At 38.9% G+C, this 19,465-nt stretch carries 19 protein-coding genes; 2 read left to right on the top strand and 17 right to left on the bottom strand.

What is annotated here, in order from left to right; translation table 11 throughout:
• Nucleotides 1-18: 18 nt before the first annotated feature.
• The 3 genes from EHQ52_RS19830 to EHQ52_RS19820 form a co-directional block, all read right to left on the bottom strand.
• On the bottom strand, nt 19-2,268 hold the full coding sequence (locus EHQ52_RS19830) for an ATP-binding protein (protein WP_135617088.1): 2,250 nt from the start codon (nt 2,266-2,268) through the stop codon (nt 19-21).
• A 13-nt stretch (nt 2,269-2,281) separates the two neighbouring features.
• Nucleotides 2,282-2,668 (bottom strand): response regulator, encoded by a 387-nt coding sequence (locus tag EHQ52_RS19825; protein WP_008597002.1) that lies wholly within the window; start codon nt 2,666-2,668, stop codon nt 2,282-2,284.
• Between the two features lie 174 nt (nt 2,669-2,842).
• Nucleotides 2,843-4,564, bottom strand: a complete 1,722-nt coding sequence (locus tag EHQ52_RS19820; RefSeq protein ID WP_135617087.1) for an EAL domain-containing protein — start codon at nt 4,562-4,564, stop codon at nt 2,843-2,845.
• 187 nt (nt 4,565-4,751) lie between these two features.
• On the opposite strand from EHQ52_RS19820, the gene EHQ52_RS19815 reads away from it, so the two are divergent.
• Entirely contained in the window at nt 4,752-6,380 is a 1,629-nt protein-coding gene (locus EHQ52_RS19815; protein ID WP_135617086.1) for a peroxidase family protein, read from the top strand.
• Between the two features lie 22 nt (nt 6,381-6,402).
• On the top strand, nt 6,403-7,500 hold the full coding sequence (hisC, locus tag EHQ52_RS19810) for a histidinol-phosphate transaminase (protein WP_135617085.1): 1,098 nt from the start codon (nt 6,403-6,405) through the stop codon (nt 7,498-7,500).
• A 78-nt stretch (nt 7,501-7,578) separates the two neighbouring features.
• On the opposite strand, the gene EHQ52_RS20150 is transcribed toward hisC, so the two are convergent.
• The 14 genes from EHQ52_RS20150 to EHQ52_RS19745 form a co-directional block, all read right to left on the bottom strand.
• On the bottom strand, nt 7,579-7,749 hold the full coding sequence (locus EHQ52_RS20150; protein ID WP_167492239.1) for a hypothetical protein: 171 nt from the start codon (nt 7,747-7,749) through the stop codon (nt 7,579-7,581).
• Nucleotides 7,750-7,990: 241 nt separating this feature from the next.
• The gene (locus EHQ52_RS19805; RefSeq protein WP_135617084.1) at nt 7,991-8,437 is read right to left on the bottom strand and encodes an OsmC family protein; all 447 of its coding nucleotides are present in this window, start codon (nt 8,435-8,437) and stop codon (nt 7,991-7,993) included.
• Nucleotides 8,438-8,564: 127 nt separating this feature from the next.
• The gene (locus tag EHQ52_RS19800) at nt 8,565-9,077 is read right to left on the bottom strand and encodes a DUF1801 domain-containing protein (protein WP_135617083.1); all 513 of its coding nucleotides are present in this window, start codon (nt 9,075-9,077) and stop codon (nt 8,565-8,567) included.
• Nucleotides 9,070-9,648: a YdeI/OmpD-associated family protein gene (locus EHQ52_RS19795; RefSeq protein ID WP_135617082.1), complete on the bottom strand. Its 579-nt coding sequence runs from the start codon at nt 9,646-9,648 to the stop codon at nt 9,070-9,072. The genes EHQ52_RS19800 and EHQ52_RS19795 overlap by 8 nt, the downstream gene beginning before the upstream one ends.
• Nucleotides 9,649-9,653: 5 nt before the next feature.
• On the bottom strand, nt 9,654-10,022 hold the full coding sequence (locus tag EHQ52_RS19790; RefSeq protein WP_135617081.1) for a DoxX family protein: 369 nt from the start codon (nt 10,020-10,022) through the stop codon (nt 9,654-9,656).
• A gap of 10 nt (nt 10,023-10,032) precedes the next feature.
• Entirely contained in the window at nt 10,033-10,497 is a 465-nt protein-coding gene (locus EHQ52_RS19785) for an SRPBCC domain-containing protein (protein WP_135617080.1), read from the bottom strand.
• Between the two features lie 3 nt (nt 10,498-10,500).
• Complete coding sequence (locus EHQ52_RS19780) at nt 10,501-10,824, bottom strand: ArsR/SmtB family transcription factor (RefSeq protein ID WP_108927874.1); 324 nt, start codon at nt 10,822-10,824, stop codon at nt 10,501-10,503.
• A 245-nt stretch (nt 10,825-11,069) separates the two neighbouring features.
• Nucleotides 11,070-12,332: a replication-associated recombination protein A gene (locus EHQ52_RS19775; protein WP_135617079.1), complete on the bottom strand. Its 1,263-nt coding sequence runs from the start codon at nt 12,330-12,332 to the stop codon at nt 11,070-11,072.
• Nucleotides 12,316-12,555, bottom strand: coding sequence for a hypothetical protein (locus tag EHQ52_RS19770; protein WP_425269412.1), 240 nt, complete (start codon nt 12,553-12,555; stop codon nt 12,316-12,318). Before EHQ52_RS19770 ends, EHQ52_RS19775 begins: the two co-directional genes overlap by 17 nt.
• Nucleotides 12,556-12,602: 47 nt before the next feature.
• Nucleotides 12,603-13,199 (bottom strand): YqaA family protein, encoded by a 597-nt coding sequence (locus EHQ52_RS19765; protein ID WP_135617077.1) that lies wholly within the window; start codon nt 13,197-13,199, stop codon nt 12,603-12,605.
• A 3-nt stretch (nt 13,200-13,202) separates the two neighbouring features.
• Entirely contained in the window at nt 13,203-14,987 is a 1,785-nt protein-coding gene (mutL, locus tag EHQ52_RS19760) for a DNA mismatch repair endonuclease MutL (protein ID WP_135617076.1), read from the bottom strand.
• A gap of 37 nt (nt 14,988-15,024) precedes the next feature.
• Entirely contained in the window at nt 15,025-17,061 is a 2,037-nt protein-coding gene (locus EHQ52_RS19755; RefSeq protein ID WP_135617075.1) for a sensor histidine kinase, read from the bottom strand.
• A gap of 590 nt (nt 17,062-17,651) precedes the next feature.
• Nucleotides 17,652-18,650 carry a DUF1016 N-terminal domain-containing protein gene (locus tag EHQ52_RS19750; protein ID WP_135617074.1) on the bottom strand — a complete coding sequence of 333 codons (999 nt, stop codon included), beginning with the start codon at nt 18,648-18,650 and terminating at the stop codon, nt 17,652-17,654.
• A 175-nt stretch (nt 18,651-18,825) separates the two neighbouring features.
• On the bottom strand, nt 18,826-19,329 hold the full coding sequence (locus tag EHQ52_RS19745) for a hypothetical protein (protein ID WP_135617073.1): 504 nt from the start codon (nt 19,327-19,329) through the stop codon (nt 18,826-18,828).
• Nucleotides 19,330-19,465: the final 136 nt, after the last annotated feature.

Raw genomic sequence — 19,465 nt, 5'->3', positions numbered from 1 at the left:
AAAGCCCGAGTCTATATTTTATTCTGATTTTGGAAAAGAAAAGCGAAAGATTGTGCAGCCTGGTTCACTTTCCCAATTCCAGCTGCCCCCGTATTTTTTAGAAATGGAAGCAGCAACTGCAAGTCCTATGCCTGCACCTTCTCCTTCCGATTTTCCGGAAGATAAAACTTCTCCAACTTGTTCTCTGATGTTTTTGGGAATACCGGAACCACTGTCTTCCACTTCACAAATAATTTTGGATTCTGCATCATAGATACTTACTTTAAGTTTACCTTCTCCGGACATTGCTTGGTAAGCATTATCCACGATTTGTGTCCAAAGTCTTACCAAATCTTCGGGAACACATCTCATAGTAGCTTCAGAGATATAATTTCGTTCTACTGTGACCCTGTTTCCACCTGCACCTTCGTATACTCCGAGCACAACTTCCATTGTGTCAGAAACCTTGACCCATCTTTCTTTATCTTCTTTTGCGATGCCTGAATAGGTTTCTAATGCTGATACAATTTTGTACATTCTATCAGTGGATCTATGGATAACTTCTTCAGAAATTTCCAGACCTCTGACCGCCATCAAAAATTCGGAGATACGATCCCATTCGGAACATCTACATAATTGAAGAATGAATTCTGGACAGTCAGCAAATCCTAATTCAGCGACTACTGCAGCTTTATCTCCAGCATCCTCTATTTGCTCCTGTTTCAAGAATGCTTCTATAGAATGTCTGGTTTCCCTGAATTTTTTCCCTATCTGTTCTTTATGGTTTTCTAATGTTCTTTTTAAAGTTGTATTAAAAAATTCCCTTTCAGGATCGGTTGCCTCACTCAAATATTTAAACAGAAAAGGAAGAAGGACCACGACCCTCTTTACATAAAACGAAATATTCTCTCTGGAAGCTCCGATAGCTCCTAATGGATTATTGATCTGATGACTGACAGCGCCGGATATCCTACCGATTGCAGCTAATCTTTCGTTCCTAAGTAAAGTTTCTTGTGCAGTTTTTAAATCGCCTAAGGCGACTTCTAATTCTTCTTTTTGGAGACGGATAATTTCATTGCGTGAATATATCTCTGCTGATTCTCTTAGGATCTTTTCGGATCGGATCTGCTGGTCAATCGCTGCCAGCAACTTCTCCTTCATATTTTCTAATGTTATAAAAAGATGATGGATCTCATCTTGAAATTTTCGAGTAGGTATCTGAGCAGAATAATTCCCGGCTCCTAAAGAATCTGCAAATGTAGTCGCTTCTATTAAACCTTCCGAGACAAACTTACAAAAGAATCTATCCAGAAAATATAAACATACTGGCAGAAGAGCGAATGTAATTAGCAAACATCTTAGAATAATAGGCCCAAGATCTTTCCAAAGAACTGAATCCGGAACATATACTTCTATAGCCCAGTTTTTGCCATAGGTTCCCATACTGAATGGAAATATGTAGGAGTTCCCACCTTCTACCAAATAGGCAAAAGGTTGTCCAGAAGCTAAGGATTTTTGGATGGAATCTTTTACTTCAGGAGTTCCTGCATTCTTTCCTTGCAAGATCCCTTTGGCGCCATGAACCGCATATTTTCCACCCGGAGATATCAATGCCAAATGCCCATCTCCGAATGGTCTTTTGGAAAATAACTCTTCTTCCAGATCCGAAAGTTTCAGATCTAAACCGACAATCCCTATAAATCTTCCTTGGCGGCTAATCGGCCTGATCAAGGAGATCATAAAAATATTCACTCCTTCTAATGGATAAAAATAAGGTTCGCCTACATAGTCGCTTAACGTGGCTTTGGGGATTTGGTAATAGTTGCCACTCTCGTCGGTATTATCATAATAAACACTTTCTTCTAAGCTGATATCATCCGGGTTCTTGACACTTCTATGAAAGTAAGGAACGAATCTACCTTTAGAATTGGAACCCTTGCGGCCAATAAATGCAGCGTCCCTTCCATCAAAAAGATTGGGTTCAAAAACTGCACCGGCCCCTAAAAATCTTTTATCATTCTGAAAAAGATCTACTAGATCTTTTTCAACTGAATCTCGAGAAGGACGAGTAAGTTCCCAGCGAGTTTTAGCTTCTCCTACTTTGGAAATTGCTTCTGAAAAAATTTTACGAACTTCGAAAGAAGCACCTTCTGCTTTTGCAAATGCTGCCTCCTGTGAAGAAACTTTGGAATCATAGAATGCTGATACAGCAACTAATAGAGTAAGCAAAACTGAGAATGCAAATAGAACAATAGCGCAATAAAGAGAGAAGCGCGTTCGAAGGCTCATTATGCCCCCCTATTTATTTAAGGGCTGAGGTGATAGTGGTTACTAATTCTTTTTCGTCCCAAGGCTTTTTCAAGTAACTGTATAAGTTGATCTCTTTCTTTAAAGCTTCGACGGAAGCGATATCTGCGTGACCAGTGATGATGATCTTTTGGATCTCAGGATATCTTTGGTGAACGATTCTCAAAAATTCGTCTCCCTTGATATTCGGCATCAGCCAATCAGAAATTACGATCAGGATCTTGACTCCCTCTGTTACTAATTCTTCGATGATCTGCATCGCTTCGGACGCATCTAGAGCAGTCTCATAACGATAAGTATCACCCAGATGTCTTTTGACTTGGGACTTCATACTCATCAAAATGAGCGCTTCATCATCAACAAAAAGAATCGCTTTCTCCACCGCTCCCCCGGTACCAACCTATAATTTAGACGAACAAAAACGAAAAAACCCCGGCTCAAAATCCGGAGCAAAACAAGGATACTTACTCTATAAATTATGTTTGCAACTCATTTTCGATTTTATCCCTCGAAAGAATGAGACGAATGATACCTGGAAAGAAATAGACCAAAGTACCTATTCAATAATTTTTATCGAAACCGGGGTTATGTCGGGAGAAGGCTGCATAATTAGGTATCCTTGCGAATATTCTATGCCCAGGGAACGTACAACTTTCAGTTCCTCAGGAGTAGAAACAAATTCAGCGACTACTTTTGCCCCAATTCTGTGCGCAAGTTCTGTAATTGCAGAAGTTAAAATGAATGCAGTTCGATTTCTTTCCAAGGACTGGATAAATTTTCCATCTATCTTGATGAAGTCCGGTTGGATTTCCAATAATCTGGAAAAATTGGAATGTTCTACTCCGAAATCGTCGATTGCAATTTTTGCTCCCATCTCTTTCAGTTCGGCGATCACTTTTAATCTTTCCGGATTTCCATGGAAACTTGCAGTTTCTAAAATTTCAAAAGTCACTCTGGCAGGATTGATCCCGTAATGTTCCATACGGGAAGCTGCCCATTTAGGAAAACTTGGACTCTCGAGTTCTGTTTCAGAGAGATTGATGGAGAATGAATAAGAAGAGTCCGAAAATTTACGAAGAGCTTTTTCAAAAAGAATAGGACTGATCCTTCTCAAAAGCCCTGTGGACTTTGCCAAATACAAAAAGCTCGCAGGTGCATAAACTTTTCCATCTTCTACAATCCGAGCAAGGCATTCGAATTTTTCTACCTTGCCAGTTTGGTTGTCCATGATCCCTTGGAAATATGGTACGACATTACCAGAATGGATCGCTTGGTTCAGTCTTTTTCCAAGATCCATATTGATCTTGTACAGATCCTGGTCGTCCATCTTCTCAGTATAGGAATAGATCCCTGATTCTGAATCGAATTCTGGCTCTTGGCTTGCTTTAACAAGTGCGAGTCTCGCTTTATAATACAGATCTTTTTTTCCACTCGCAGTGGCAATGGTAGCATTGATCCGGAAAGAAATTCCAGAAGCAGTAAAATAATCGGAGCGAAGAAGTATCCGAAATGCGATTAGATGTGGTAGGAACTCCTCTTCTGGCACTCTGGAAAGTATAGCAACCTCGTCCTCGTATACATGGAAAATTTCTCCATAGTTCCCTAAGATAGATTTCATAGAATCCAGGAATTTCTTCATTAAATCTTTATAGAGAGAAACTCCAAAATCTCTTGTGGTCAAAGAAGTAGATTCAATACGGATCAAAGCAAGAAGAGAATCTTCTTTTTCTTCCACTGCGAGATCCAATCTTCTTCTTAAAGATTCTAGATTAGGAAGTCCAGAGTCTCGATTATATAGTAGTGCTTCTTCTAATTTTTTATTTAGTTCAGAAAGAGAAATATCTGATTCATAAGAACGGACAGCTTCTTTCACTGTCATGAGTAGATCGTTAGAGTCCCAAGGTTTAGAAAGATATCTATATAAGTTTGCTTTATTCAAAGCATTACCTACAGACTCCGCACTCGCTTGTCCAGTGAGCATGATCTTTCTAGTATTCGGATTTGTTTCTTGGATACGGATCAGGAACTCATCCCCTCTGATCCCCGGCATTACCTGATCACTTAATATTGCAGGTATATGGATTCCCGCCTGGTTGCATTCTTCTACGATTTGAAGAGCAAGTTCTGCACTGTCTGCAGCTTCTATCTGATAACTTTTTCCGAAGGCGGACTTGAGTTGTTCTTTAAGCCCTCTTAAAATGATCAGTTCATCGTCGACGCATAGGATCACCGATCTTTTAGGTGATTCGTCTGATGAGCCGTTTTCTTGATTATTCACGATGAGATACTCGGAGAACTTGGAATTAGACGTGGAAAAAAAGAATTTCCGCCCCGGGCCAAAGAATATTTTTATTCTTAACGAGCGTATATATAGGTCTGAATATTAGTCTTTTAGTGTTTTTCATCTAAAATAAAATGAACAAGGATTTAGATCCAATATTGATCACCGGATTCAATCTCCCTCTATGATAAAAGTTATCTTCGAAAACGATAAGGAAGTTTTCCTCGAACCTTCCGAATTAAACAAGCCATTATTACAAATTTCACTCGATGCAGGCATCCCTCATATACACGCATGTGGAGGTAACGCACGTTGTTCTACTTGCAGGGTATTGATCCAAGAAGGGGATGAAAATCTTCTTCCCCGCAACGAAAAAGAAACGGTGTTAGCTCAGAAGAAGGGATTTCCGGATAACGTAAGGCTTGCCTGCCAAACAAAAATTTCGGGCGATATTGTTCTCAGAAGATTAGTCATCGACGATGCGGATAAGGCACTTGCTTCTACATTTTCTGATTTGATCTCGGGGATAGAAAAACCAGTCGCGATCTTATTCAGTGATATCAGAGGTTTCACAGGCTTTTCTGAAAGTCATTTGCCTTATGACGTTATTCATATTTTGAATCGTTACTTTTACAGAATGGGAGATAAGGTCTTAAAATACGGAGGGGTCATAGATAAGTATATCGGTGATGGACTCATGGCGATTTTCGGATTAGAAGATCCGGATCCTGTTCGAGCAAACCTAAATGCGATCCGCTCTGCGCTTGAGATGAGATCAGAATTAGAAAGTTTGAATACTTATCTACAAAATCATTTAGGTTCCGAATTCGAGATTGGAATTGGGATCAATTATGGAACTGCAATTTTAGGAAAATTAGGACATCCATTGAGTATGTCATTCACTGCAATTGGAGACACAGTTAACTCCGCAAGTAGGATCGAAACTACTACAAAAAAAGCAGGCGCAAAGATCTTAATTTCCCAAAAGGTTTATGAATCCGTAAAAGAAAGGATCAATAAGGGAAGAAGTTTCGAAACAAAACTGAAAGGCAAAACCGGAAACTATAGAGTCCATGAAGTATTAGGAACCAAAAATAATTGTGAAGGAAGCTCTTGGCAAGAAACAGGATACAGGATCTGGGACAAAATTGATCCTACAGAAGCAGGAGCCTGGCTCCGTATGGTATTTCATGCCTCTTCTATCTTCTCCGCAGATGGAGAATGGTTAGGTCTTGAGGGTTCTATCCGTTTTCCTACAATCTTAAACGATGAGAACAATCGTGGAGTTAAAAAACAAATAGAAGCGATCATTCATTTAAAAGAAGAAATGGAAAAAGAAGGAAGAGTTGGAATTCCTACACTTGCGGATATGATCGCTCTTTCAGGAGCACTTGCACTCCAAAAAGCGGGAGGACCTCAGGTCCATATTCTCCAGGGAAGAAAAGATTCCAGTTATCCAAATGGAAGAATGCTTATGCCTGTGGACAGTCCAGATGTAAAAGACTCTCTAAACTATTTTGGAATGATGGGATTTTCTACAAGAGATACTGTTTTGCTAATGGGTGTCCATACATTGGGCTGGCATTCCAAAGGATCTTTTACAGAAACTCCTAATATATTCAATAATCATTATTTTAGGGACCTACTCTTGGATGGAGGAGCAAGAATGCTCGCCACGGACAGAGCCCTACTTAGTTCAGAAGAAACTAAAAGAATGGTGATGGAATACGCACTTGATGAGTCCTTATTTTTCAAAGATTTCCAAGGACTTTACCAAAGATTAGTAGAACAAAAACGATTGGAAGAATCCTGACTCCGTTTTTTTCTGGAATTAGATGCGATTCCAGCCTGCTTTAGACAAGATCCCGGCCTACGAAGCCGGCAAACCGATAGAACTAGTCGTACGTGAATACGGAATTTCTCCGGAGAAGGTTCTCAAACTTGCCTCCAATGAGAATCCATACGGAGTATCTCCTAAGGTTTCCGAGATCATTAAAGAAGCAGTGTACAAGATGCCCTTGTATCCTGACGATTCTTATAAGGCGCTAAAGGATGCACTTGCAAAGGTCCATGGAGTAGATGCAAAAAACGTAATACAAGGGAATGGCAGCGACCAAATATTCGATTTTGCTACAAGATCCATTTTGAATCCTGGGGATAAAATCCTCCAGAATGGCAAAACATTCTCTATGTATTCTATTTATGCAGGACAATGTGGTGCAGATACTGTCCAAACCAGTTCTGAACTTCATGATCTGGACCAATTTCTGGATCTATATAAAAAACATTCTCCTAAGATCATATTCATCTGCACTCCTTGCAATCCAATTGGCGATGCCTTAGATCAGGCTGATCTATATACTTTTCTCCAAAAAATATCTCCCGATACAATGGTTGTCTTAGATGCAGCCTATATGGAGTTCGGAAAAATTAGAGATCCTAAAAAAGAAGTAAAAGCTTCGGATGTAATTTCAAAATTCCCTAATGTATTATATACAAATACATTCTCTAAAATTTACGGATTAGGCGGGATGAGAATTGGGTATGGTATCGCTTCAGAAGAAATGATCCGTGCATTCTATAAATTAAGACCCCCATTCAATGTTTCTCAACTTTCTCAGTTAGCAGCGGCTACTGCATTAAACGATAGAGATTTTGTGGAGAATTATCTAAAATCTAACTTAAAAGAAATGATTCGTTACGAAAAATTTGCAAAGAAGAAGGGACTCTTCTACTTCGAATCTTATGCAAACTTTATCACGATTAAATTGGACCAAGCAAAACTGGATTCCACCCAAACCTTCGAAACATTACTGAAGGAAGGGATTATATTAAGAAATCTTAAAAGTTATGGCTTGAATGCCTTGAGAATTACGATAGGAAGGCCGGAACAGAACGATCGGGTATTAGAAAGGCTGTCGGAACTTCTATAGTCGCTTCACGCCGGTTGCCCGCGGCTTGGCTTTGATTGATAGACTAACTTTTTGAACGGACTATGAGAAGCTCCGGATTTATTTTTCGTATAGGTCTGGTCTTAGTCGGACCACTTTTTCGTCTCTGCTTTCTGCCTTTTTAGAAGGGAAATTTACAGATTCAGAACGTGCAAATTCCTTTCTGACTTGGATCGGCCCTGCGGATTGGAACTGGCTTTTTTCGTTTTTTTCTCTTTCGGATTGAAACATTCAAAACCTCCTTTTTTCGTCTTGAGGGGTAAGACCCGCGGTTTCCATATTTAGTTTCGTCTCGAAACTGCGAATTCCTTACCTTATTATGTCAAAATTTTCTAGTTCTTTATTAAGTTACTCCCTATCTACAACAAGCGGATGACTAGAATATTACAGAAAGATATTTCTTTTAAAGCGAAGGAAGGAACTCCTCTCCGAAAATCCACGACTGAAATTTCGAAAAGGAGTTTAGATTAGATTAAGCTGCAACAGAAGATCCAGATTTTTGGGAAAGTACTCCTACTCCGGATAATGTATCCTTCACAGGGCAGATCCTTTCTATATGAGAGAGTAATGAATTTACATTTTCTTTAGGAGAATCTGTTTCGATATCTACTCTATAACGTATCTGAGAAAATCCAGGACGCACAGCTGCGATTTCTTGGAAGCCGTCCAGATCCAGGTCTCCTTCTACGAATACATTGAAATCCTTTAATTCTACTTTATGAGCCGGAGCATAAAGAGAAACCAAGACTCCCACGCAACTAGCAAGTCCACCCAGCACTAGTTCAACTGGGTTCGGCCCTTGGTCCGTTCCACCTAAAATTTCTGGCTCGTCCACCACCCATTTATGATCCCTGGATTGTAGGTTTAATTTCAAACCACCCGCCCAAGAAGCCTTACTTTCGAATACAGTATTTGCCATATATTCCTCCCGAAGTTAAGATCATTCGGAACCTCTGTCTCCAAAAGGGAAGAATTTTATATGTTATTACAGATATTTAAGACGCTTTATTGAATAAAAGAATGTATCTCTGCACAATCACTTAGCCTTACATTTTTTCGCCAGGCAATTCACTAGCCTGCTTGATCCAGGAAGAAAGTTGGGCCTCGTCTATCTTTTCGTTTTCTTTGATATCCAGATAGCGAACTTCTTTTTGTTTAGATTCACCAGGAGGAAGAGGTTTCAAATGACTTCCTCGAAAGAAAGCAACCTTAACATATTTATTAAAAACATGGATTCCTAGAAACCAGCCATCTCCTTCGATTCCGTATAAAGGAGAGTTCCATTTTACTGCCTTATACACATAAGGCACTGTTCGAACGATGATTTCATCCAGTTTACGCCCAATATCTTTTTTCCAGCCAGGCATGGCGGAGATATATTCTTGGACTGGGCCGTCTCCGTATCCTTTTGCAATTTGAGGATTCCCACCGGAAAGTAAAATTGGCTCCTTCTTGGAAAGTTTGGAAGACTTCTTTGCGGCAGTCTTATTTGACTTAGAAGTTTTTTTAATCGCAGGCTTTGCGGATTTTTTCTTTACTACAGCCTTCTTCTTAATCATCTAATCCTTTTCCTTTCAGAATATGAGGGATATATTTTTCTATCCTAGCTTCTCTGGTCTTAGATTGTTTTGCAGAAGAAAAATGAAGAAGGTAACCTCTTTGTCTGCCTGGAGTCAATGAGTCAAATGCCGATTTTAGGTTTGGAGATTCTTCAAGCTTACTTAAGAATTCCTCAGGCATATCAAACTCTTTTGTCTTTTTGAAATTTACTTTCTGACCAGATTTTTCTACCTCAATTGCATTTTTAATATATGCTTTTAAAGATGTTTTAAGTTTATCGATCTCTTTTAGATCTGTAAATCTGATTTGGCGAGCAGACTGTACATTCTTTGTTTGTTGGATCAGAATTCCTTTAGGGTCTTTTAATAAGGCACCCTTGAAAAATAAAAATGCACAATATTCTTTGAATCCATGTATCAAAACTATATTATTGTCTTGAGATGTATAACAAGGCTGACCCCATTTTAATTCTTCCGTAAGTCCTGAAGCTAAAGCAATCTTACGCAATGCCTCATATTCTTCCTTCCATTGTTTGGCCTTATTAAAAAAGAAATCAACCTTAGGATTCATTTAGATCACCCTTTCAATTTTCTATCAGCCGGTCTGAAATACCAAGATACTGCGGTAAGCACTAGCAATAATGCAGGTCCGAAATATTCTTTCGCGGAATCTCCCGCTGCAAAATGAGAGAACACAGCCCCAGACATTGTAAAGAAAAATCCTGCGTATGCCCATTCCTTTACCAAAGGATATTTAGGAACAAGTACAGCAATCACCCCTAATAATTTCCAAACACCTAATATGATCATCAAGTAAGCAGGATAGCCTAAATGTGCAAACATATCAGCTTCTTCTTTCATTTGGATCAACTGAACGATCCCAGTCGATACCATCCCTAAGGAAAGCCATGCAGTAGCGATCCAATATATAACTTTATTTCTCATGTCCTATATCCTATTTTAATTTAATTACGATTTCTTGTAATCTGTTATGAGCCATATTGATACCTTGTGCAAAAGGCATTTTCAATAATTGATCTCTGAGCGAAACAGACTTAAATACAATATGCATTATAAGTTTGCTTTTCTCTTCGCCCAAAGATTCGAATTCTAAAAATTCAAGTTGGGGTGGAAACGGGGAATTCTCCATTTCGAAAGTGCGGGTAATCTTTTGGTCCGGAACAAATTCATGTATAACACCGTTGAACCCATGTTTGTTTCCATGAGGATCCGTAGTTACATATTGCCAGCTCCCGTGCTTCTTAGCTTCTAATATCAGTACTTTTGTTCCCATCCATTCTTCTACAATTTCTGGCTCAATATGTGCTTTAAAAAGTAGATCCACTGGAAGATCAAATTCTCTTGTGATCAGCAATTCTTGTTTGCCGTCTTCTGCATCTATTTTGGTTTTTCTTTCCATATTCTATTTTCTTGATCTGTATTTCTTCATTACGGACTCGAGCTTATTGAATCGATCGTCCCACATATTTCGGAATGGTTCTATAAAGTCGGCAATTTCTTTCATTTTATTCGGATTCAATTGGTAATAAATTTCCCTACCATTTTGCTCCTGCTTTAATAATTCGCACTCGGTGAGTATCTGTAAATGTTTGGAAACAGTTGGTCTGGCTGTATCGAAATTAGAAGCGATCGCTCCTGCAGTCATTGCCTGAGAAGCCACGAGCAGAAGTATTGCCCTTCTCGTAGGATCTGCGATAGCTTGGAATACGTCTCTTCTTAGATTCATTATGTAGCCACTTAACTACAAATTAAAATGTAGCTATTTAACTACGCAACATTTTTTTAAAGTTTTTTCACGCAGAGACAGATCGTGATGCGGGAATTCCGACACGGATTTTAAGTGGAAGATTTTCTTGACGGAGAAAGGATTTTGTGATACAGGGGAAAGCGCTCTCCCACGAGCCACTCCCCCCAATCCCAATGCAGGGTGGGGGCGGTCTTTATCCTATGTGGGAATTCCGACAAAATTATCTATTCGTAATTTTTACCGGAGATCTTTTTCCAGATGGAAGCCAGATGTTCTTTGATCTTTCCTTCCATTCCATTTTTGGTTGGTTTATAGAATTGAGGAGGATTGTCGGAAAGATCATCCGGGAAATAAGAGAATGGCACAAATCCACCAAAATCATGTGGATACTTATAACCTTGACCTGCTCCTTCTTTTTTATGAGTAGAAGTAGGAGCATTTCTCAATCGGTTCGGGATCTTTAAACTTGGTCCTCTTTCTTTCACAAATGAAAGTGCTGAACCTATTCCTAAATAGGACGCGTTGGATTTAGGGCAAGAAGCTAAGAAGGTAGTGACCTGTCCTAAAATGATCCTTCCTTCCGGCATTCCGATTGTTTCTAATGCATGAAGTCCAGCAACTGCCAAAGGTAAACCGTGAACAGAAGCGTTTCCAATATCTTCAGAGGCAAGGATGATAAGCCGTCTTGCGATGAAGAGCGGGTCTTCTCCTCCTTCTAACATCATTGCTAAATAGAATAATGCGGCGTCTGGATCACTTCCTCGCACTGACTTGATGAATGCAGAGATCACATCGTAATGGCTTTCTCCACTTTGGTCGTATTCGATTACTCTACTTTCTAAAAATGTTTCTATATCGGAGGGTTCTATTGAAACTCCAGAATCTCTGGAAAGAACAAGCCCTTCTAAATTGGAGAGAAGTTTTCTTGCATCTCCACCAGAATAACGAACTAAAAGTGAACTTGCTTCTTTTGTAATATTCGGTTTTGGGTCTAAGGATTCGATCCCTCTGGAAAGTATTTCCAAAAGATCATTTTCGCCCAATGGCTCAAGTCTGAGAACCTGGCATCTGGATAATAGAGGTCTTGTAATTCTAAAAGATGGATTTTCAGTAGTAGCTCCAATCAGAACTATACCTCCGGTCTCCACTCCTTTTAATAAACTATCTTGTTGAGAAGAACTGAATCTATGGATCTCGTCCAAAAAGAGAAGAATGCTACCCTCTTTCTCGGATCTTTCTAATAGTTTTTTAATATCTGCAACACCTGTGGTGACTGCGTTATGTTCTACAAAAGGTAATTTCCACGTATTACCTAATATTCTTGCAATTGTGGACTTTCCTGTTCCTGGAGGTCCGTATAGCAGAATACTTACTGGTTCTTTATATTTTTGTAATTGAAGTTTTGCCTTTTCCTGTCCAATGACCTGAGCAAACGAACTAGGCCTGATTTTGTGAGGAAGAGGTGCTCTTTCAAATAGACTGCCCAAGTTCTTCTTCCAATTCTCTTTGGATCTTACGTATGCAGGAACGTATTGTAGAATTGCATACATCGCAGGCGCTATGGCAGCATACTAAGGATTGTTCTCTGATCTTCCCATCCAATACATTCTCTACCAATTCAGCGATACGAACTGGCAAAGCGAACCAATCTAAATTTTCTAAGATTAGTTCTTTTCTGGTTTTAGGAATGAGTCTGGGAGAATCGTCCATTATCTAAACTTTTTACCTTTGCTTTTACCTAGAGTCAATCCGAATGTTTAGATCCCGATCCATCCGCCCTTTATTAGATAGTAATATAGAATAAAACGGGGGATCCTAAAAAGTGCAGCCGAGAAAAAAAGATCAAGTCTCATCTTCATTGCACCTGCTGCCACTGAGGTCCAGGAATATGGCAATGGAGTGAGAGCAGCAAGAACCACTGCCCAGAACCCGAATCTTTTTACATATCCTTCTAACTTCTCTTCATGGTTCCGAATGAACTTAGTAAATATAGTTAACTTAGGAAGAAGGAATCTTCCTTGCGAGTAGGAACATCCCCCAGCAAGTAAAGACCCAACGGATGCAAAGAAGATTACCCAAAAATCAGGCATCTTTGCAGCAACTGCCAAGATCAAAAATGTATCTGGAGGAAAGAATACGTGCACCGAATCCGCAACAAATATAGAAAGCCCGACTCCCCATACCCCGGTGTAATTCAAAAAGAGACCGGCAACCTGAGTGACTCTTTCATTAAAAAATCTTGCAAGAACGAGTACAACGAGTAACAAGATCACACTTGCGATCAATGTTTGTCTAACCAAGGTGGAGATTACATTTTCTGTGGAGTTTTTAAGTTCTTGGGACTCTGTTTTCAAATTTTACCTGCGATGAAACATTCTTTCCAGATCTTCTCTGGTTAATTTGACCAAGGTGGGCCTTCCATGAGGACAACGAGATGGATTTTCACAATAACTCAAACGGTTGAGCATCTCCGCGATCAGATGATCAGAGAGTTGATCCCCTTTTTTAACTGCAGATCTACAAGCCACACATTTTGCCATAAGATCATATAACTCAGGCTCAGGAACTTCTTTGCCACCTGTGCGATTTAAAAAATCAAGAACGATCTCTTTTTCATGCCCGGGCAGAAAGTAACCAGGAACTTCCCTGAGAACCATTGTGTCTTCGCCAAGTGAGTCTAGTTTTAAGCCGACTTCTTGGTATTCTCCCAGCCTATCTTTAATATCTTCTGCTTCTTGTTTAGAAACAGGAATACGAACTGGAGTTAAAAGAGGTTGTATTCCATAATTTTTCTTTTTCAGTTTTCTTAATACTTCTTCGTAACGGATCCTTTCGTGGGCAGTATGTTGGTCTATAATATAAAAACCATCTTCACCTTCTGCCAAGATAAACGTTTCAAATAAGAGTCCGAAATGTTTTTTAGGAATAAATTCAGAATGTTTGATCGGCATATCAGTTAGATCATCTAACCTTGAGCCAGGACCAACTGCTTCTACAGGAAAAGAAGGAGAATGTTTTACTTCTTCGTAAAGTGCTCCTCCTAAAAGATGTTGTTCCGTTCCGGAGGAAGAAGAACCAGAAAAGGAATATAATGTAGATTCCATCTTTTTAGGTTCAGGTCTTAAAAGCCTATTTTTTAATTCTAAAAAGCTGACAGGAGTGCTGGATCTAAGTTCTTTCTGGATCAGCTGCAAGAAGAATGTGTTAAATCCTTCTTCGTCCAGGAAGCGGATCTCTTTTTTAGCAGGATGAACGTTTACATCTATGGATTCTGGATCTACTTCAAAAAATAAAAAGCAGTATGGATGAGCGTTCGGAGGAAGAAGTTCATCATAACATTTTTTCAATAGATGAGAAGAATATTTGATCTCTACTGGTCTTCCGTTCACGAATATGAATTGTCCGGTTCGATTGGATTTATAAAAATCAGGATCGCTGATATAACCGGTCGCCTTCCAACCTTTTCTTTCCAGTTGGACCTCCAACAAATGATCCCTGAAATTTTCTCCGAATAGATCTATGATCCTTTCTCTTTTATTTTTGGGAGGAAGTCTATATATCTCTTTATGATCCTGAACAAATCTAAATCGGATATCTTCTCTTGCAAGAGCCTGGACGGTTACTTTGTCACGGATCTTTTTATCTTCTGAACGAACTGATTTTAAAAACTTTCTTCTGACTGGAGTATTATAGAATAGATCCTCAACCAGGATCTTAGTTCCTTGAAAACCTGGGATGGATTCTTTGGAAAGGATTTGTCCTTTTTCTGCCCTTACCTTCCAAGCAGTAGGAAGTCCCGTCCCAGTTTCAATCGTAAGTTTGGAAACGGAGGCAATAGATGCCAATGCTTCTCCCCTGAATCCATAAGAAGAAACTAATTCAAGATCTTTTAATGTACGGATCTTACTTGTGGCATGTCTTTGGATTGCAAGAGGGATATCCTCTTCTATTATTCCGGAGCCATTATCCGAAAGAAGAAGAGAGGTCAATCCTCCATCTCTGGATTCGACTTCGATCGTGTCTGCACCTGCATCCACTGAGTTCTCCATCATTTCTTTCAGGACGGAGTGAGCAGATTCTATCACCTCGCCTGCGGCGATTTGGTTGATTAATTCCGGACTGAGTTCTTGGATCCTTCCCATATAGTTTGGACCCAGCTTGGAAGGTGGAAATCTTATGTCAAGATTGGATTTCCGGTTTAGATAGTGAGATTTCCAGTATGAATTCGGAACCCTTGTCTCTCACACTTTGGACAGAAATATCCCCATCCATTTTCTGGGCCAAAGCCTTACAAAGTGCCAGGCCAAGCCCTGCTCCTTGGAAAGGTTTTGTTACCCCAGAATCCACCTGTTGGAATGGATTGAATATAGAACTGAGTTTATCTTCCGGAATTCCTATGCCTGAATCTTGGACCCTAAATCTAAGCCGATAATCCAGATTATTATCCTGGACCTTTTCCCCTATAAGTTTGACGAATCCTTTTATTGTGAACTTCTCTGCATTCTCAAGAAGGACCAAAAGCATTGTTTTAAATCTTTCTTCGTCACCTTCTACAATTTCGGGAAGGTTATCAGCAAGAGTCACACTGAAATCCAGATTTTTTCTGCGGATCTTGTCTTCTACCCTCATGGCAGCTTCATAAATAGAAGCCCTAAGACTGAAACGTTTATTCAAAAGATATAATGTACCTTTTTCTAAACTGGAAGCATCTAACATGGAGCCAAGGATTACCATCATTGCATCCCCACTTCTTTTGAGTAACTCCAACATTTCCTGATGTTCTGGTTTGATATCAGAATCCAGCAACATCTGAGTGATTCCCATGATCCCATTCATTGGAGTGCGGACCTCATGGTCCACATTGATCAAAAATTCACTTTTTGCTTTATTGGCTGCCTCCGCCTCATCTCTTGCAAATTCTAATTCCCTGGTCCTTTTTCGTACCAGCTCTTCCAAATTTGTATTTAGTATCTCTTGGACCTTCTCTCTTTCTCTGAATCCACTTAACATTTTGCTGGATAAAGAAAGAGAATTTCCAAGTACGAATATTCCGACTCCGATACCGCTCAATTCCCAAGAATCTAAGATTTCTGCATGGAATAATATCTCACTTGTCATGAAGAATAGAAGGAAGATAAAACCTGTGAGATAAATATAAGCCCCTGGCATTTTCTGAGAAACTGCTTTTGCTAAAACAATAAGAGAACAGACACCGTTAAATACAAAGAGTAGATAAGAAGGATTGATCAAATACGAATAGATAGCAGGTCCAGTGAACAAAGTAATGAGTGTAAATATTCCAGCAAAAATATATCCTAACTTCAGGAATTTTTTTCCAAAGTTCATAGGGAACACTTCCAATAAAAAGTGCTGAGCCAAAGGCATTCCCATAAACCAGGAGATAAATTCAGTCCTAAGATATATTTCAGGCCCGACCAAAAAATGTTCAGGGAATAATCTAACTCCAGTGGAATATAATCTGAGTCCGACAGTGATGGAAAGAATTCCTAGTATCAAAGCAGAAGAATCTTTTTTATAAAAAACTGATACAAAAATATGAAATAGACCTAAGAAGAAAAGTCCTCCGCAGAGTATTCCTTCTAAGTCCCTTCTATCCATATAATAGCGGCTTACACATTCTGCAGTGCCTAAGATGGGAGGTTTCCAAAGCCCTCCTTTTCTATACTGATAATTTGAAATTTCAAAATCAAGATGTGCTGTTCCTTGCCATGCAGGAAGAATAGAATAACTAGTCCTAAGTTCGAGCCCATCTTCTGTTGGATCTCCTACCTTCCCCACTTCATTGATTATTTTTCCGTTAAATAAAATTCTATAATTTGTTCCCTGGTCATAAGAAACTAAATGTAAACTTTCTACAGGGGTAGAAGAGACTAAGTCCACTCTATACAACGCTTTTCCGTATTTAGGAAATTCACCCTCATCAGAACCAGGCCAATCATGTTTAGTCCAGCTGCCAGGGACAACAGTTGTAGAAAATTCTTCAGGCTCTTTGGGAAGATTTGTATCAGGAATCGCACCCAACCATGCAAACTTCCAATCTCCAGTCATTCGGAAACATTTTCCCTGTTCTAGAGATTTTTCCCAATCTATAACACCATTCTCTAATAAACCTTTTTTAGGAGAAGGTGTACAAAACCCGAAAAATAAGAATACCGCCAGAAGATAGAACGGACCCTTTTTGGAGAAAATTCCCATAGAGTTGGATATCTTTTAACGATTTACCGGAAATCGTCCAGGACAAAATGCAGAGCAAACAGTTAAGAAATGTTTGGGAGGGCTCTCCAACCTGGAGTCAAACTCTCCAGTTAAGTGTTTTTTCTGGCCGCGTCCCTCGCGAGCACCCCATAGGAAGCGAGCGAGTCCGAGATAGCCGGAGGCGTTTATCGAGGACATACTCAGCTTACTACACTCGGGTCAGGCTCTACGCTTCAATCAGCGAAGCACCATAAAGGTTTTATAATTTAGTGCTCAGTATTATTACGATGGTGCATCGCCGGATTTCCGCTGCGATCCTTCGCGGGTTGTGAAAGTAGGATTTTTTCTTCTATTCCAAGCCTCCATGTGAGACTCAATTGCATTCATTTTTCTCACGCAGAGCCGCAAAGACGCTAAGGGTAGATTCTACTTTCAGATCTTTCTCTTCTAAGTCTGATCCTTCTTTCTTAGAAAATCGTTCTAAAAGGACTTTTTTAGCTCACTTTGCACCGCCGGTGCACGGAAGCCTATTCTTACTTAAAAAAGTATGAATTCACTAAAGATTATATGATGTTAATACATCGTCAATTCTACTTTGTTACTTCTTGAAGATTTTCATTTAAGGATAGTTCTTCGTTTAGATAGATTCCTTCTCTAAATATATCTACATCTCTTATATTTGAATAAAGCACATCTCCTACATATCTTCCGTAAATGTCTTTAGTTTTCGTTTTCACGATGACCTTTGTACCTGTAGGTAATTTCTTAGATAGCTGATGAAATGAACTTTTACCTTCCTCTGAATCAAGCTCCAAAGCCCATACCCCTGAAAGTCGTATCCTCTGACGTATTTCCTTCTCAAATCCAAGATCTATACGCACTAAGAGAGTATCCCCATCTATCACTCTTTCAATTTCACCGGAGTAGCAATACGTTGCAGATATTGGAATATTCGTTTTGGTAAGTTTCCAGTTATTTCGAATATTAGATACCTTATATACTTCACCCTCTTTGTATCTCTTACCTTTTTCTAAGTTATGATAGATATAGAATCCTAAATCTAATGAATATGATTTAGGATTCTGATTCATTTCTCTAACTTTGTAATGAAATAGTTCTCCGCTTGGCCTTTTCCAACGGATCACCCGAGCTTGGCGAAGTTCTCCGGCTTCGCGAATTCTCATTGCTAACTCATCTCTATTCCAATTATTTTTAATGGATTCTATTTCTAATTTCTTGCGAATAGAATCATCCGAAATAGAAGCAAGTGATCTATAATGGCTCCAACTTAATTTAGGACTTAACTTAGAATCTCCATATACTTGATAAAACTTATATACGTAAAATAACATTCTTTCAGAAAAACCTTTTTGAATAGTTTTCTTGAGCTCTTTTGAAATCCCTTTAATCCAACTCCCGCTTTCTTTTTCTTTGTCACCTAAACCTTTTTCCGTCTTAACTAACAACTTACCTATTTTTCGATTTGCTTCTAAGATTAAGGAATTTCCGCCGGAAGACATATCAGACTTTAACGATTCATACACATCTTTTATTTCGTCAGTGAGGTTCTTTAGGTTTTTCTGATTCATAATGGCTATTTATTAATTCGGAGTCAGAATTCTCATTATTAACGGTTTTTTAATTTCTAGATTTCGAATATTGTATATTTTATTTATTTTAGCATTTCTACCATTTTAAAATTTGTAATACGTTCCCCATTAAACAAGAAACCCAGCCAAAGCTGGGTTTCCGTTTGAATTTACCCTAATCATCCTTGCCCTTCCAGTGCGATACGTAATCTCCATATCCATGTATAATCATAGCTGCCTTGATTTTTTGTTCAGTAGTAAAATAAATAGGAGTAAATTCTTCATTATATTTCTCGTATGAGGATTCTTCGAATAGATCATGAATAGATTCTGTTATTATCCGAATATTTGTATAGAGCCAAATTAGAAAAATGCGATTTTCGACCAGCCCCTCGCTCGGAAGGTCTTTTTCGTAACTGTAATAGATTTCTCTCGCTTTTTCCAAACTTAAATACTTTTCTTTCATAAACTTCGCTAATTCACTCATTTTTCTTTTGGGGATATTAAACACTTCCCAAAATGGTTCTCCATATTCAGTATAAATCCGAAGCAGAATATGCTCATTAAATACGTAAAGATACCATTCATCGTAGAAAAAATTGAGAGAAAAGGTTTTAACAAATTCCCGAAAAACTACTATATCTTTAAATTTTTCTACTTCGCTTCTAAGTGGATTCACGGCTTAAACCATCCCTTAATCTCTATCCATTTATCCAACGAGATATTCTTCGGTTTATAGTTTTTGAAAACAAGGCATTCTAACTCACAACCAAAAGTAGATACTGGGATCTTCGTCCTTATATCAATGATATCCT

The sequence above is a fragment of the Leptospira koniambonensis genome, from assembly GCF_004769555.1.
In the GTDB taxonomy this organism is placed as follows: domain Bacteria; phylum Spirochaetota; class Leptospiria; order Leptospirales; family Leptospiraceae; genus Leptospira_B; species Leptospira_B koniambonensis.
The sequence above is the reverse complement of the archived record's forward strand: the minus strand, read 5'-3'. Positions and strand labels throughout refer to the sequence as shown.

What these genes read in the sequence shown, in the direction of transcription:
- EHQ52_RS19830 (WP_135617088.1), bottom strand. Translation starts at nt 2,268, where the DNA reads ATGAGCCTTCGAACGCGCTTCTCTCTTTATTGCGCTATTGTTCTATTT.
- EHQ52_RS19815 (WP_135617086.1), top strand. Translation starts at nt 4,752, where the DNA reads ATGATAAAAGTTATCTTCGAAAACGATAAGGAAGTTTTCCTCGAACCT.
- hisC (WP_135617085.1), top strand. Translation starts at nt 6,403, where the DNA reads ATGCGATTCCAGCCTGCTTTAGACAAGATCCCGGCCTACGAAGCCGGC.
- EHQ52_RS20150 (WP_167492239.1), bottom strand. Translation starts at nt 7,749, where the DNA reads ATGTTTCAATCCGAAAGAGAAAAAAACGAAAAAAGCCAGTTCCAATCC.
- EHQ52_RS19805 (WP_135617084.1), bottom strand. Translation starts at nt 8,437, where the DNA reads ATGGCAAATACTGTATTCGAAAGTAAGGCTTCTTGGGCGGGTGGTTTG.
- EHQ52_RS19800 (WP_135617083.1), bottom strand. Translation starts at nt 9,077, where the DNA reads ATGATTAAGAAGAAGGCTGTAGTAAAGAAAAAATCCGCAAAGCCTGCG.
- EHQ52_RS19795 (WP_135617082.1), bottom strand. Translation starts at nt 9,648, where the DNA reads ATGAATCCTAAGGTTGATTTCTTTTTTAATAAGGCCAAACAATGGAAG.
- EHQ52_RS19790 (WP_135617081.1), bottom strand. Translation starts at nt 10,022, where the DNA reads ATGAGAAATAAAGTTATATATTGGATCGCTACTGCATGGCTTTCCTTA.
- EHQ52_RS19785 (WP_135617080.1), bottom strand. Translation starts at nt 10,497, where the DNA reads ATGGAAAGAAAAACCAAAATAGATGCAGAAGACGGCAAACAAGAATTG.
- EHQ52_RS19780 (WP_108927874.1), bottom strand. Translation starts at nt 10,824, where the DNA reads ATGAATCTAAGAAGAGACGTATTCCAAGCTATCGCAGATCCTACGAGA.
- EHQ52_RS19770 (WP_425269412.1), bottom strand. Translation starts at nt 12,555, where the DNA reads ATGGACGATTCTCCCAGACTCATTCCTAAAACCAGAAAAGAACTAATC.
- mutL (WP_135617076.1), bottom strand. Translation starts at nt 14,987, where the DNA reads ATGGGAAGGATCCAAGAACTCAGTCCGGAATTAATCAACCAAATCGCC.
- EHQ52_RS19755 (WP_135617075.1), bottom strand. Translation starts at nt 17,061, where the DNA reads ATGGGAATTTTCTCCAAAAAGGGTCCGTTCTATCTTCTGGCGGTATTC.
- EHQ52_RS19750 (WP_135617074.1), bottom strand. Translation starts at nt 18,650, where the DNA reads ATGAATCAGAAAAACCTAAAGAACCTCACTGACGAAATAAAAGATGTG.